General features: G+C 67.7%; 13 protein-coding genes and 3 pseudogenes. 8 read left to right on the forward strand and 8 right to left on the reverse strand.

The window, feature by feature from the left end; genetic code table 11:
- Nucleotides 1-34: 34 nt before the first annotated feature.
- Nucleotides 35-262 (reverse strand): annotated as a pseudogene (locus ABCR94_RS15595) (substrate-binding domain-containing protein); the annotation flags it as partial.
- Between ABCR94_RS15595 and ABCR94_RS15600 the strand changes: the two are divergent.
- Nucleotides 261-473, forward strand: a pseudogene (locus tag ABCR94_RS15600) (RICIN domain-containing protein); the annotation flags it as partial. The pseudogenes ABCR94_RS15595 and ABCR94_RS15600 overlap by 2 nt on opposite strands.
- A gap of 125 nt (nt 474-598) precedes the next feature.
- Nucleotides 599-937: a thioredoxin family protein gene (locus ABCR94_RS15605; protein WP_347119893.1), complete on the forward strand. Its 339-nt coding sequence runs from the start codon at nt 599-601 to the stop codon at nt 935-937.
- A 102-nt stretch (nt 938-1039) separates the two neighbouring features.
- On the opposite strand, the gene ABCR94_RS15610 is transcribed toward ABCR94_RS15605, so the two are convergent.
- Nucleotides 1040-1453 carry an organic hydroperoxide resistance protein gene (locus ABCR94_RS15610; RefSeq protein WP_347120146.1) on the reverse strand — a complete coding sequence of 138 codons (414 nt, stop codon included), beginning with the start codon at nt 1451-1453 and terminating at the stop codon, nt 1040-1042.
- A gap of 100 nt (nt 1454-1553) precedes the next feature.
- Between ABCR94_RS15610 and ABCR94_RS15615 the strand changes: the two genes are divergently transcribed.
- Both ABCR94_RS15615 and ABCR94_RS15620 read left to right on the forward strand, forming a co-directional pair.
- Nucleotides 1554-2063: a MarR family winged helix-turn-helix transcriptional regulator gene (locus ABCR94_RS15615; RefSeq protein ID WP_347119895.1), complete on the forward strand. Its 510-nt coding sequence runs from the start codon at nt 1554-1556 to the stop codon at nt 2061-2063.
- Between the two features lie 94 nt (nt 2064-2157).
- Entirely contained in the window at nt 2158-2961 is an 804-nt protein-coding gene (locus ABCR94_RS15620) for a maleylpyruvate isomerase family mycothiol-dependent enzyme (protein WP_347119897.1), read from the forward strand.
- Between the two features lie 31 nt (nt 2962-2992).
- Here ABCR94_RS15620 and ABCR94_RS15625 read toward each other — a convergent pair whose 3' ends face one another.
- Nucleotides 2993-4258, reverse strand: coding sequence for a polysaccharide deacetylase family protein (locus ABCR94_RS15625; RefSeq protein ID WP_347119899.1), 1266 nt, complete (start codon nt 4256-4258; stop codon nt 2993-2995).
- Between the two features lie 85 nt (nt 4259-4343).
- Nucleotides 4344-6359 carry a transglycosylase domain-containing protein gene (locus ABCR94_RS15630; RefSeq protein ID WP_347119900.1) on the reverse strand — a complete coding sequence of 672 codons (2016 nt, stop codon included), beginning with the start codon at nt 6357-6359 and terminating at the stop codon, nt 4344-4346.
- A 370-nt stretch (nt 6360-6729) separates the two neighbouring features.
- Here ABCR94_RS15630 and ABCR94_RS15635 point away from each other — a divergent pair.
- The 3 genes and pseudogenes from ABCR94_RS15635 to ABCR94_RS15645 form a co-directional block, all read left to right on the forward strand.
- Nucleotides 6730-7502 (forward strand): annotated as a pseudogene (locus ABCR94_RS15635) (hypothetical protein); the annotation flags it as partial.
- Between the two features lie 62 nt (nt 7503-7564).
- On the forward strand, nt 7565-7831 hold the full coding sequence (locus ABCR94_RS15640) for a hypothetical protein (RefSeq protein WP_347119902.1): 267 nt from the start codon (nt 7565-7567) through the stop codon (nt 7829-7831).
- A gap of 183 nt (nt 7832-8014) precedes the next feature.
- Nucleotides 8015-8710, forward strand: coding sequence for a L,D-transpeptidase family protein (locus ABCR94_RS15645; RefSeq protein WP_347119904.1), 696 nt, complete (start codon nt 8015-8017; stop codon nt 8708-8710).
- Nucleotides 8711-8889: 179 nt separating this feature from the next.
- Here the strand turns inward: ABCR94_RS15645 and ABCR94_RS15650 are convergent, their stop codons facing one another.
- The 4 genes from ABCR94_RS15650 to ABCR94_RS15665 form a co-directional block, all read right to left on the reverse strand.
- The gene (locus ABCR94_RS15650) at nt 8890-9636 is read right to left on the reverse strand and encodes an anti-sigma factor (RefSeq protein ID WP_347119905.1); all 747 of its coding nucleotides are present in this window, start codon (nt 9634-9636) and stop codon (nt 8890-8892) included.
- Nucleotides 9633-10199 carry a sigma-70 family RNA polymerase sigma factor gene (locus ABCR94_RS15655; protein ID WP_347119906.1) on the reverse strand — a complete coding sequence of 189 codons (567 nt, stop codon included), beginning with the start codon at nt 10197-10199 and terminating at the stop codon, nt 9633-9635. Before ABCR94_RS15655 ends, ABCR94_RS15650 begins: the two co-directional genes overlap by 4 nt.
- 452 nt (nt 10200-10651) lie before the next feature.
- A complete protein-coding gene (locus tag ABCR94_RS15660; RefSeq protein ID WP_347119907.1) occupies nt 10652-11296 on the reverse strand; it encodes a fasciclin domain-containing protein in 645 nt (214 codons plus the stop codon).
- Between the two features lie 82 nt (nt 11297-11378).
- On the reverse strand, nt 11379-12962 hold the full coding sequence (locus tag ABCR94_RS15665) for a molybdopterin-dependent oxidoreductase (protein ID WP_347119908.1): 1584 nt from the start codon (nt 12960-12962) through the stop codon (nt 11379-11381).
- A 174-nt stretch (nt 12963-13136) separates the two neighbouring features.
- Here ABCR94_RS15665 and ABCR94_RS15670 point away from each other — a divergent pair, with 174 nt between their 5' ends.
- A complete protein-coding gene (locus ABCR94_RS15670) occupies nt 13137-13460 on the forward strand; it encodes a hypothetical protein (RefSeq protein WP_347119909.1) in 324 nt (107 codons plus the stop codon).
- Nucleotides 13461-13684: the final 224 nt, after the last annotated feature.

Here is a 13684-nt window from a genome sequence, read left to right on the forward strand (position 1 = left end):
CGTGGTGGCGGGCCGTCCGGTGGCCGCGGGTGGGTCAGTGGGCGGGTGCGGAGCGGCGGACGACGAGTTCGGTGGGCAGGACGACCGGTTCGTCTGGGATTGTCTCGCCGCCGAGCCGCGTGAGCAGTAGCCGTGCCGCGGTCTCGCCCATCTGCCGCATGCGCTGGCGGACGGTGGTCAGCGGCGGCTCGGTGTGCTGGGCCATGGGAATGTCGTCGAAACCGACGACGGCGATGTCCTGCGGGACGCTGCGGCCGGCGGCGTCGACGACGGACGGCGCGAAGACCCAGCTTTACAGCTGCAACGGTTCGGGCGCACAACAGTGGCGTCACGAGGCGGGCAGCAGCGCGGACGTGGTGAACCTGGCGGCGGACAAGTGCCTGGACGCGTCGGACAACTCCTCCGCCAACGGGACGCGGGCCCAGATCTGGGCGTGCACGGGCGCGGCCAACCAGAAGTGGCGGCTGCAGTAGGGCGGCCGCGGGTCTGTGCTCCGTCCTGCGCGCCCGACGGCAACACTGGTGAACCGGCAGAATTGCCGGAGTGCGGGTTGGAACGCGAAGATCAGAGCACGCAGACCAGAACATGAGGAGCGCCCGTGGTGAGCAGGGTTCATCAACCCTTGGAGAGTGCCGAGTTCGATTTCATCCTTGCGATGACGGACGGCCCGGTGCTCGCGTACTTCTGCGGGACCTGGCCCAAGGCGGTCGAGGCGTGCAAGGAGATGGACGCCGTCGTGGAAGAGATGGCGCGCGTCTACGCGGAGCGGTTGACCGTCGTCAGGACCGATATGACGCGGTGCCCCGGTCCGACGAAGAGGTACGACGTCACCGGCGCCCCCTCGATCGTACTGATCAGGAACGGTGAGACGGCGGCTGCGGAGACCGGTCCCATGGACCGGGCCAGGTTGCGGGAATTCCTGGACTCGAATCTCTGAGCGCCGACTGCGCGCCGGACATGGCAGGGGGTGGGGCACAGACTCGATCGAGTCTGTGCCCCACCCCCTGCCATGTCCGGCGCGCAGTGGCGCCCATGACGTCTATTCGATGACGAGCTCGACCGGGATGTTGCCGCGGGTGGCCTTCGAGTACGGGCAGTAGGCGTGGGTCTTCTCCAGCAGGTCCTGCCCGGCTGCGCCCTCAAGGTGCTCGGGCAGCTCGACCCGCATGACGACCGACAGCCCGAAGCCGCCGTCGGTGTCCTTGCCTATGCTGACCTCGGCCGTCACCGAGACGTCCTTCACGTCGAGCTTCTCCTGGCGTCCGATGGAGCCCATCGCACTGGCGAAGCACGCCGCGTACCCGGCGGCGAAAAGCTGCTCGGGGTTGGTGCCCTTGCCGTTGCCGCCCATGGCTGCGGGGAAGCCGAGCGGCAGGTCGATCTGGCCGTCGGAGCTGACGGTGCGGCCCTCGCGGCCGTTGGCGGTGGCGACAGCGGTGTACAGCGCGTCCATGGTGTTGTCCATCCTCGTCGTTCTGGGGGAAACGTCCTGGGAGGACTAGAGCACACAATTAAGTTGTGCACAACTGAATCGTGTGCGGTATCCTGGCTTCATGGAGAAGGCGCTGATGAACATGACGGACGTACGGGACGAGGACTTCCTGCGCCTCGAACACCAGATCTGCTTCTCGCTGCACGCTGCCTCACGCGCTTTCAACGGCGTCTACCGGACGGCTCTGAAGGATCTGGGCCTGACCTACCCCCAGTACCTGGTGATGCTGGTGCTCTGGGAGGACGGCGAACTGCCGGTCAAGAAGATCGGCGAACGGCTGCGGCTGGACTCGGGCACCCTCTCGCCGCTGCTGAAGCGGCTGGAGTCCGCGGGCCATGTGGAGCGCAGGCGCAGCGTCGACGACGAGCGCTCCGTCACCGCCCGCCCTACCGAGGCGGGCACCGCCCTGCGTGACAGGGCGCTCGCCGTGCCCCGTGCGATCGCTGAGTCCACCGGACTTTCCCTGGATGAGATCGTCGACCTGCGCGCCCGGCTCAACACCCTGACGGCCTGGCTGGACGGGAGCACGGGAACCGACACGGCCGCCGGGGACTGTGTGAACAGCGACTGAAACATGTGGTCGCCCGAGCGGTGACAGCGTTGGGGCGACACTGTTCGGGCGACACCGTTGGAACGAACAACCGAGAAGGCGAAGCCGCACAGACATGTCAGATGACTCCCGTTGGGTATCCACACCGTCGGCCCACCTCGACGCCGTGCTGGCGGAGACCGCCGGGCTCGTCGCCCTCCTCCGGGGCGCGGACCTGGCCACGCCCGTGCCCAGCTGTCCGGGCTGGACCCTCCTCGACCTCGTCAGACACACCGGGAGCGTGCAGCGCTGGTTCTCCGTGCTGCTGCGCCAACGCGTTCAGGTGCCGCCCCGGAGCCGTGAGGTGGAGCTGCGGCTACCGGCGCACGAGGACGGTTATGCCGAGTGGCTGACGGCGAGTTCGGCCGAGGCCGCAGCCGCGTTCGCCGACACCGACCCGGACGCCCCGATGTGGGCGTGGGGCGCCGATCAGCACGCCAGGTTCTGGGTGCGGCGCATGCTGTTCGAGACGCTGGTGCACCACGTCGACGTACAACTGGCCCTCGGGCAGCGGCCCGTGATCGACCCCGGCCTCGCCGTCGACGGCGTGGACGAGTTCCTGGTCAATCTGCCCTTCGCCGCGTCCTTCGCCCCCATGACGGCGCACTTGCGCGGCGATGACGAGACCATTCGCTTCCGTTGCACCGACCGGGACGTCGGCTGGCTGGTGTGGCTGCGTCCCGACGGCTTCGCGGTCGAGCGGCTTACCGAAGCAGGTGAGGGCACGGGCGCGGTGGCAGCAGTGGGCGCGGCTGTGCATGGGGCCGCCGCCGACCTGCTGCTGCTTCTGTACGGGCGCCTCGACCGGACCTCGGACGCCTTCGAGACCTCCGGTGACGACGACCTGTTGCTGCGGTGGTTCGCCAACTCCGCGTTCTGACCCGGGTCCGCGTACCCGCACCGACCGTCGGCTAGCGCTTCCAGCCCGACGGCTGCGCGGGATCCAGGGTGCGCCAGTGGGCCAGGACCTTGGGGTCCTGCGCGTCGAGCCAGTCGGTCAGTTCCCGGAAGGAGACGCAGCGCACCTCCTTGCGGGGGCAGACGTCCTTCATCACGTCCTCGACGGCGTCCATATAGATACCGCCGTTCCAGTCCTCGAAGTGGTTCCCGATGAACATCGGGGCCCGGCTGCCGTGGAACACCCGCTGGAAGCCCGAGAGGTAGGAGTCACGGGTCTGCTGGCGCCAGGCGCTGTACTTCGCCGGATCGCCCTCGGTGCTGTCCTTCGACTGGTTGTACAGGTAGTTGAAGTCCATGGAGAGCACCTGGAAATCCTTGCCGGGGAAGGGAAGCATCTGCAGCGGGAGGTCCCAGACCCCCTCCTTTTTGGAGGGCCAGATCTGGAAGTCCCCGGCGGAACTCGCGTCGTAACGCCAGCCGAAGGGCTTGGTCGCCGGTATGAGGGTCTTCTGCCCTTCCAGACAGGGGGCCCGGCCGCCGACGACCTCGCGTGTCGGGTCGAAGGGCAGCGGATCGAGGTCCGTCATGCCCGTGTTCGTCTTCCAGTTCTGCACGAAGGAGTAGAACTGGTCGATCTCCTTGGTCCACTCCGCCGTACTCCAGTCGCCGCCCCCCTTCTCGCCGCAGAAGTGGCCGTTGAAGTGGGAGCCGATCTCGTTGCCCTCCAGCCAGGCCCCGCCGAGCTGCTCCAGGGTCGTGCGGATGTGCTCGTCGGTCGGGTACGAGATCGCTGCTGCCCCGGTCTCGTGCTGGGGCGGCTGATAGAGGTTCTTCTGATCCTTCGGGAGCAGGTACATGCCAGTGAGGAAGAACGTCATATGCGCGTCGTTCTCCTTCGCCACCCGGCGGAAGCGCGAGAACAGGCGGTCGTCGCCCTCAAGCGCGCCGTCCCAGGAGAACACCACGAACTGGGGTGGTTTCTCACCCGGTTTGAGCCGCTTCGCCTTCAGCCGGCCAGGCTGTGGCCCCGTATAGGACGTGGAGCCGTCTCCCAGCACCTTGACCTGCCCGTCCCACTTCTCCTCGTCCTTGCCGCCCTTGGGTTTCGGGGCGGCAGCCGTGGCCTCCGGCGCGACCACGTTCTCCGTGGGGCTGTCGGAAGTGGACATGGCAACGGTCGCGGAGAGCGAGGTGAGCAGAACGGCGGCTATACCGAGACTGATGCCGGGCATCTTGTTGACCCGTGCGCGGAGCGCGGCGGACTTCTTCCAGATCATCACGACGACTCCAGGCAGACGGGTAGACGGGTAGACGAGCAGACGGGCAGAAGGGGGCGTGGGCAGTGGCGGACGCGGCACTTGTTCAGTGCTCTTTTTTCAGAGCGTCCGTGTACTGGCTCCAGATCTCGGCCGGATACTTCTCGCCCGCGGCCGGGTCCTCGCCGAAGTCTTCGAGCGGCAGCGGCGCGAGACTGCTGGAGAGGTCCATGCGGTACACGACCACCGCGGTGGACTCCTCCTTCGTATAGCCGACGTACCAGCGCGCGGTGTCGTCCTGCGTGGTTCCGGCCTTGCGGGAGGCTTGCCGACCCGCAGGGGTGAGCGCCTCGGTGACCCGGTCGGCCACGTCGGGCGTCAGCGCACGGGCCCGTCGGGGACGGGGCAGGGGGACCAGCTCGCCGTTGCGGGTGACCTTGCGGACCGAGTACGGGTCGGTGTGCATGCCGCGGGCCGCGAACACGCCGTACGCCCCGGCCATGCGGATGGCGCTGGGCGTGGACGTGCCCATCGCGAAGGCGGGCACGGGCGGCCCGAAGTTGGAGGCGAGCATTCCCGAGTCCTCGGCCGTACGCCGTACGAGGTCAAGGCCCACGTCCGTGCCGAGCTGGAGGAACGGGGCGTCCACGCCCTGTGTCATGGCGTCGCCCAGGGCGATCCGGCCGTAGGAACGGTCGTCGGTGTTCTGCCCCTTGACCATTTTTCCGCCGCGGTCCCAGTAGGGGCCCTCCGGTGTCACCAACGGCACATTGTCGTCCCCGTTGTACAGGGTCGACGGAGTGACAGGAGTACGGGAGCCCTCGCGTTCGAGCTGGACACCGTGCTCGAGTGCGGCGGCGTACACGAAGGGGGTGAAGGCCGAGCCCGCCGGGACCGTCGACGCGTTGGACTCGTTGAAGGCCTGCCGCTGGAAGTCCGGTCCGCCGTACACCGCGAGGATCCGCCCGTCCGCGGCGACCGAAGCGGCCCCGAACCTGGCGTGCCGGTCGGTGGGGCGCCGCTTGGGATCCAGTGTGGCGCGGGTGTCCTTCACCGCCTTGGTGAGCGCGGTCATCCGCGGCTTCTCGAAGGTGGTGTAGATCTGGAAGCCGCCCAGGGCGAAGCGCGCCTCGGGGATCTTCCCGGATCGCTTCGCGTACGACTCGGCGAGCGCCACGAGGTAGCCGTTCTGGCCGCCGGCGTTGTTCGTGTTCGTCTTGGGCGCCGCCTTCGGCTCGGGGAACTTGGTGTAATTGGCCCGCTCGGCAGGGGTCAGCCTGCCGGTTTCCACCATGCGGTCCAGCGTCCACTTCCACCGCTCGACGGCACGCTCGCGATTGTGGGGGCCGAGCGTGGGGTCGTAGAGCGATGCCCCCTTGAGCAGGGAGGCGAGGAAGGCGCCCTCACTGGCGTTGAGCTCCGTGACTTCCTTGCCGTAGTAGGCCTGGGAGGCCCGCTGCAGTCCGTAGGAACCGCGCCCGAACCAGCTGGTGTTGAGGTACCCCTGAAGGATCTTGTCCTTGCTCAGCTGACGGTCCAGCTTGATCGCCATCAGCATCTCGGTGAACTTGCGCGAGAAGGACCGGTCCTGCGTGAGATAGACGTTCTTCACATACTGCTGGGTGATGGTGGAGCCGCCCTGGGTGTTCCCACCGCCGACCGTCTTCCAGAACGCGCGGGTGACGCCCTGGGCCGAAATGCCGGGATCCGAGTAGAAGCTGTTGTTCTCCGCGGACAGTACGGCCCATCGGACGTGCTCGGGGATCTTCGACAGGGGCATTTCCTGCCTGCTCACCCAGCCAGTACGGGCCATCGGCGTGCCGTCCGCCCAGTAGTAGACGTTGTCCTGCTGGGTGGCGAACGAGTTCAGGTCCTTGGGTATCTCTGTTTGTGCGTACGCGATGGTCACCAGCGCCGTCAGCGTGCCCATGGCCGTCAGGAACGAGCCCAGGGCCTGTCGCCACGAGGGAATCCACCGGCGCCAGCCCTGCCGCCCCGGCCGCGGATAGTCCGGCAGTCGCGGAGGCCACAGCTTCCTCGGCCGCCTCTTGGTGCCTCGCCCCGGTGCCAGCGCGGTGCGCGCCGCGTGCGCGGTTCTCCTGAGCTTGTTGTGCTGGGTCATCCCTGTCCGGCGGTGACGGGCGGGGGCGGTTCCGTAATGCTGTGGTCGCGCCCTCGCACAGATAGTGGTCATTGCTTGAGGGCGACAGTCGGATCCCCCCGATTCCCCCTGTGACGACGCAGCAGAATCTCGGGTGTAAGTGTTACGGAGAGTCGCGCTGCGAAGTGACGCAAAGATAACAGCAGTTCGAAGCGCGGCAAAGTGAACAGATGTCGCGATTTGCTCAGCAATTGAGCCGCACAAAAGCACCGAACCTATCGTCGAGCGGGTCGAAATGACAGCTTTCGGCAGCTGGTGGCCGGAGCCCGGGGCAGCAGCTGTTCGGGAGCGTTCCGGGCGCCGGCCGACGGGGCGCAGGGTGCGGGAAGCTAGCGTGGGAAGTGGGCGTGAGTCAGTTCGCTCCGCTGTGGGCGGCTACCGCTCGAAGGGCGAGTGGTTCAACAAGTCCCGCCGACTGGCGGTCCTGGAACACCGCCTCGACGTGGCGCGTGCCGACCGGGAGGCGGGTGTCGTGCATGTCGTGCGTGGCGGCCGGAAGCTGCTGGGCAACCGGCACAACCTCGAAGCCGCGCAGCTCACCGAGGCTGAGTGGCGGGAACGCTGGGAGGCCGAGCGCTGGTTCCTCGCCGGCGACCGGGAGTCGGGGAAGCGTTACGGGAACGAGACGATCCGCGTCACCCCCGACGGCGAGGTGTCCATCAAGTTCCCGGCCCCGCTCGCCGACCTGGCGAACGCCAAGCACGGACGCTACGTCCTGGTCTCCAAGATCGCGTTCCAGCATCGTGGCCGTGGACCCGGCCTACACCTCGATGTGGGGAGACCAGCACGGGCGCAAGCCGCTGACCACCCCGCACCGAACCACGACTCGCCATTGGCAGGCGCGCCCTCGGGTACCCGATCCGGCGACGGACGGCACCGCCCCGCGACGACCAGAGTGATCGGCACGGGCATCGGACCGTCCAGGCCAGACCGGATAACCGAGGGCGTGGGGGAACCCGCCCACCCGTCACGCTGCGTGCACACGATGCACGCTGCCGAGCGGGGATAGAAGAGGGAACGCGGGGGACCAGTGCATCCAAAACCGTTCGGGATGCGCGCAGTGCCGGGGCGTGGGTCCAACACTCACTCCTGCTCACTGATTAGGAACGGTATGACAGTCCGTCGCCGCCGGGTGAGTGTCAGTGGTGGCTGGGATGCTGGCAGGCATGGATGAGCTGATGCGGGGCCGGGTGTACGGCGCGGACCACGACGACCCGGACCCCGGGCCGCAACCGGGGCGTCAATATCGCGAGCTGGTCGCCGGGCCGCTCGACGGTCTGCTGCTGGACGTCACCGACTGGACAGATGCGCAGATGCGCGAGGGGGCCGCGCTGAGCACCGAGATCGGAGCTTTCGGGCCGGGCGGCCATGCGCTGTACCTACCACGCGCGACGGACCCCCGGAGGTGGGACTGGGACGGCGATACGCGCTGACGCCGGGCGTAATTCACCTGGTTCGGCGGGATGTCCAGGGCTTCTCGCGCCCGGCCCCGTCCCGCGCGGGACGGCAGCGGGCCGTGCGGCCCGAACGCCTACGGTCCGAACGCGCGCGGTCCGCGGTGCAACCATTGCGGCCCGATTACTGTCTCCCATGACACAGAACCGAAAGGAAATGTCATGGGGGACAGACGGCGCAGAATGGTCGTGGGGGCAGCAGTCGTGGGACTGCTGGCGCCCGCAGCGGTGGTGGCCGGCGGGGGGAGCGCCGCGGCAGCCTCATGTACGACGCAGACTGGTCCGAACCAGAAGCAGGTGGAGCGGTTCCTGGGCCGGCCGGTTGACGGGCGGCAGTCCGCCGCCGACTGCAAGGCGACCAAGGCCTTCCAGACCAAGCACGGGATCAGCCCGAACATCGGCTACGCCGGGCCCGTCACCTGGAAGGTGATGGACCTGATGAATCGGCAGAAGGCCGTCGGCAACAAGCCGAACCGCAGCGGTAGGTGCCCCACGAACAAGGGCCGCATCGCCTGCGTCGATCTCACGCTGCAGATCAGCTGGATCCAGGACGGCGCCACGCTGAAGTACGGCCCGGTGCCGGTGCGTACCGGCCGCAACGGTTACGAGACCCGTACCGGCGCCAAGAAGGTCTACTGGCGCCACAAGAACCACGTGTCGTCGATCTACCACGTGAGCATGCCGTACAGCCAGTTCTTCGACGGGGGCCAGGCCTTCCACTCGGTCGGTGTGAGCGTGTGGTCGCAGCCCGGCTCGCACGGTTGCGTCAACATGCGGACCGCTGACGCCAAGGCGTACTGGGACAGGCTGAAGAACGGGGACGACGTGTTCGTCTACGGGCGGAAGTCCGGCACCTGACATGAGATAAGGGGTGCCGGGGGCATGGCCTCGGCACTCCGTACCGGCGCCACGAGGTGACGTGCACGTACCTCGGCAGTTCCATCCGGTCCGTGGCCCAGCAATGCGGGCCCCGGACCGGTGTTGTCCGGTGGTGCGCGGATTGCGGGCATCGCCGCCCGACGGCGGCCCGGGTCGCATCAGGCGGGCAGCGTGATGAGTGTCAGGGGTGTGGTGGTGGGCTCGGGGGAGCCGCCCGCGGGTTCGACCGTGACTCCTATTCCGGTGGCCGCCCCTACGTCCCCCTCCATCATCCGGCCGCCGTCGTGTCCGACAAGGCCTGCCGTCCGCATTGAGCCGGCGTCGTCGAACCACAGTTGATACGTCTGGTCGTGGGGGAGTTCGGGAAGGCCGGACGCCAGGAAGACGGCGCTGTTGTGGCTGCGGGACAGTATCACCGTGGCCCGTGCCCCGCCCTTGACACTGCCGGTCGCGCTACGGGCGTCCGAAGCGGTCAGCACCCGCGTCATGTCCGCTGCCTTCGCGGAGACCTGCTGGGCCCGCTGTTCGGCTTGCTGCGCCTCCTGGAACTGCCAGGCGGCCCCGCCCGCCAGCAGGGTGGCTGCCGCGACGCACGCCGCCAGGATGAGGCGGGGCGCATGTCTTCCGCGGGCGTTCGCCACGCGGTGCGTGGCATCGGCGTAGGTCACATGAGGGGGGAGCTGGCGTACGTTCTGGATCCAGGTGATGACCTGTGTCTTCATCTCGGGGGGCGGCGTGGCGGCGACGGCTGCTGCCAGACGGGCGGCGGTGGCCGTCAGCTCCCGTACCTCCTGTACGCATTCCGGGCAGTCCAGCAGGTGGCGTTCGAATGCCTCACGTTCGTCGTCCGGGAGCGCGTCCACGGCGTAGGCGCCGGTGGCCGCCTGCATGTGTTCCTCGATCATGCGTCCACTCCCATGCAGTCGCGAAGCCGGATCAGCCCGTCGCGCAGACGTGTCTTGACGGTTCCCAGGGGTGTCGACAGAGAGGCTGCGACCTCCCGGTAGGTGTAGCCCTGGTAGTAGGCGAGTGTCACGGCCTGACGCTGCAGTTCGGTCAGGGTACGTAGGCACCGGCGGACCTGTTCGCTCTCCAGCCGGATCGTCACCTCTTCGCTGACCGTGTCGTAGTCGGGGGTGTGCTCGCGATGCGCGTTGCGCTGCTCTCGGTCCGTGGCCGCCTGTTCGGAGCGGACGCGGTCGACGGCACGGCGATGTGCCATTGTCATCACCCAGGATGTGACGCTGCCCTGTTCCGGACGGAATCGGGAAGCCGTACGCCATACCTCGACCAGGACTTCCTGCGCCACTTCCTCGGACTGGGACGGATTACGCAGAACTTTGAGTACCAGACCGTAAACGGGTCCGGCGATCGAGTCGTAGAGGGTGGAAAAGGCTTCCTGGTCACCGCCCGCGACGCGGGCCATGACATCGGCCATCTCGGGCCCGCCCCGCGGCGGGTCTCCCATACGTGCGATCCCGATCACCGATCGCCTTTCAGTTGGGCTGAGAACAGGGGGAGAGGCGGGCGGTATTGGTCACCCATGCGGAACCCTTCCGAGCGATAAAGGTGAGCGAATGCCGACCTTTGAAAGTTGTTCTCCTACGTTCTTCGTAGCCGATGGCTTCGCGGATGGGTCGGCCGACCCATTTCATGGAATGCGAGGAGCCGGACCACCAATCCGTATACGCCTTCGCGACGAATCAACTACGTGAGGGAAGCGGCGGCTTCGAGGCTGTGAGGGCAGCCTCGAAGCCGCACCCGCGCGAGCACTCACTGCTCCGGAGGGGAAACACAGCCAGACCGCTGGGTGACCCGTCTCGGGCCACCCAGCGGTCTGGCCGGCACCAGGGGTGCCGGAGGGCCGGACCTGAACTCCGGGGGTGGCGTGCTGTCCATGCCACCCCCGGAAACCCATGACTACTTGGGCATCAGGACGGTGTCGACGATGTAGACGGTGGCGTTGGCGGTGGGGACGTTGCCGCAGACGACCTTGGAGGTGTCGTTGACGGTGTAGGACTCGCCGGAGCCCGCGGTGGTGAGGGTGCTCTTCTGGAGGGTGGGGTAGGTGCCCTTTTCGAGCTGCTTGGGGGCGAGCTTCTCACCGACGACGTGGTAGGTGAGGATCTTGGTGAGGGTGGCCTTGTCGGCGAGGACCTTGTCGAGGTCGGCCTTCGGGATCTTCGCGAAGGCGGCGTTGGTCGGCGCGAACACGGTGATGTTCTCGGCGTTGTTGAGTGTGTCGACGAGGCCGGCCTTCTTGACGGCGGTGACCAGGGTGGACAGCTCGGGGTTGTTCGATGCGGCGGTGGCGACGGGGTCCTTGGCCATGCCGTCGAAGCTGCCCGCGCCGTCGGCCGGGACGCCGGCGCAGGCGGCGCCGAAGGGCTTGTCCGTCATGGTGGCGTCGTCGGCGGGCGGAGTCGTCTTCTCCTCGGCGGCGGTCGGCGTCGAGTCGGCCTTGGTGTCGGAGCCGTCGTCGCTTGAGCAGGCCGTCAGCGACAGCGGAAGGACTGCGGCGGCGGCAACCGCGATGGCGGCGCGGCGGATGCGAAGAGTGTTCATGGTATCTCCTTGTTGTGACGTCATAACAATGCGTAACGGAATGAAGGTCTGAGGAGCCCGGGTCGGGCCCGGGTGGGGCAGGTCAGTCGACGGTCACGACCACCGAGTGCCAGCCGCTCGCCCCGTCCGGGACGGTCTTGGTGCGCTTTTCGGTCTGGACCTCTCCCATACGGTCCGTGGCTCGTACGGTGAGCGTGTGGCCACCGGGGGTTGCCTTCCAGGGGAAGGACCACTGCCGCCAGGTGTCGACGGTGTCCTGGGCGGCGAGGTCGGCCGGTCGCCAGGGGCCGTCGTCGACACGGATCTCGACCCGGTCGATGCCACGGTGCTGGGCCCAGGCCACGCCGCCGACCATGACGGTGCCCGCCTTGGGCCGGCCGAAGGGCTTGGGAGTGTCGATGCGCGACTGGGTCTTGATCGGGGCCTTGCGGGCCCACTTGCGCTTGACCCAGTAGGCGTCGTAGTCGTCGAAGTTGGTCAGTTCGATGTCTTCGATCCACTTGCAGGCGGAGACATATCCGTAGAGGCCGGGGACGAGCATCCGGACAGGGAAGCCGTGGACGAAGGACAGCGGTTCGCCGTTCATGCCGACCGCGAGCATCGCGTCGCGGCCGTCCATGACGTCGTCGACCGGGGTGCCGAGCGCCATGCCGTCCACCGACCTGGCCACCAGCTGATCGGCCGGTCCACCCCTGGACGGCGGCTTGACTCCCGCCTCCTTCAGCAGATCCGACAGCCGCACGCCGATCCAGCGCGCGTTGCCCACATACGGCCCGCCGACCTCGTTGGAGACACAGGTCAAAGTGATGTCCCGCTCGATCAGCTCACGGTCCAGCAGATCCTGGAAGGTGACGGTCAGCGGACGCTTCACACCCTTGCCGTGGATACGAAGCCGCCAGCTGTTGGCATCGACCTTCGGCACCACCAGGGCCGTGTCGACCCGGTAGAACGTCTTGCTGGGGGTGGTGAAGGAGCTGATGCCGGGGACGCGCAGCTGGGCGCCTGACGGAATGGGGGCGGCAGCCGAAGCGGGCTGCGGCAGCAACACCCCGGCCCGCGAGGCGACCGCGTTCTCACTGCGCCGGCCGTTCAGAGTCCGGCCCAGAACACCGGCGCCGGCGGACGCCACCGCCGCAGCCGTGGCCGCGATCAGGAAGCCTCGCCTGTCCCAGCCGCTCTCCTCGCCCTCCACGACCGGGCGTCGCGGCGCGGTGAGCCTGCCGATCAGAACGTAGAGCAGGGCGGCCGCCGCGACCGCGCCGGCCAGGGACGGCAGCCCGTCCGTGAAACCCGTCGAATCGGGGCGGCTCACTGCCGCCGCCGCACCCACCACACCGAACATCAGGACACCGGCCGAACCGATCCGCCGATAGCGCAGCGCCACCACGCCCAGCACAAGCGCCAGGACGGCAAGCGTCGCAAGGATGCCGAGCTGGAGGATGAGCTTGTCGTCCTCACCGAAATTACGGATCGCCCAGTCCTTCACGGCGGCCGGCGTACGGTCGATCGCTGCTCCGCCCACCGCCGTAATAGGGCCTGCCTCCGGCCGGACGGCCGCCGAGGCCAATTCGGCTACGGCGAGCGCGGTGAAGCCGGAAAGCAGACCGCTCAGCGCGGCAAGACCGCCGCGCACCAGATTTGAACCTGAGATCCTCACGCCCTTCATTCGGAGCCACCGGCTCGGCGGATTGGTCCCCGGTCGGGAAGATGGTTATGGCGATGACTGAGGGAGTCGTTTCGACGTGACTGTGGAAGTCGGCGTCTGACCGAGATTGTGATGTCAGTTGAGGGCTTGCGGTGGGACGCTGGGGCGTGCTTCTGCCGCTGGGGCCTGATGGGTATGCCGCAGTCCAAGGTCGAGTTGTACGCTGCGATCCGACGTGACCATGTGCTGGGTCTGTCGCAGCGTTCTCTTCAGCCGACGCACAACGTGTCCTGGAGAACCGTGCGACGGGCCCTGGACGGGCAGTGGCCTGAGCCGCGGAAGAAGCAGCGGCGCAAGGAGTCCCGGCTCGACTCTTGCCGGCCGTTGATCGACGGGATGCTGTGTGCCGACCTGGACTCCCCGCGGAAGCAGCGGCACACCGCGCAGAGGATCTTCGACCGGCTGGTCGAGGGCACGGGGCGGACGACATCTCGTATCCCATGGTCCGTGTCTATGTGAAGGAGCATCGACCCGAGATCCGGCGGCAGGCCGGGGTGGGCCCGGACTCGGTGTTCGTGTGCTGACCGAGCGTGAGGAGAAGAACTCCGTGGCGATCGCTTCGAACGAGTCGTTCGGCAAAGCGCACATGTTCCGGCGAACCTGTGCGAGGTGGCGCCGAAAGGTCATGGGTTCCGGCCGGCTGACCATCACGCGGTCGTCGTCGACTCGACGACGCTGCTGGG

Origin of the sequence: Streptomyces changchenzhani, assembly GCF_039766235.1 — a bacterium.
GTDB lineage: Bacteria > Actinomycetota > Actinomycetes > Streptomycetales > Streptomycetaceae > Streptomyces.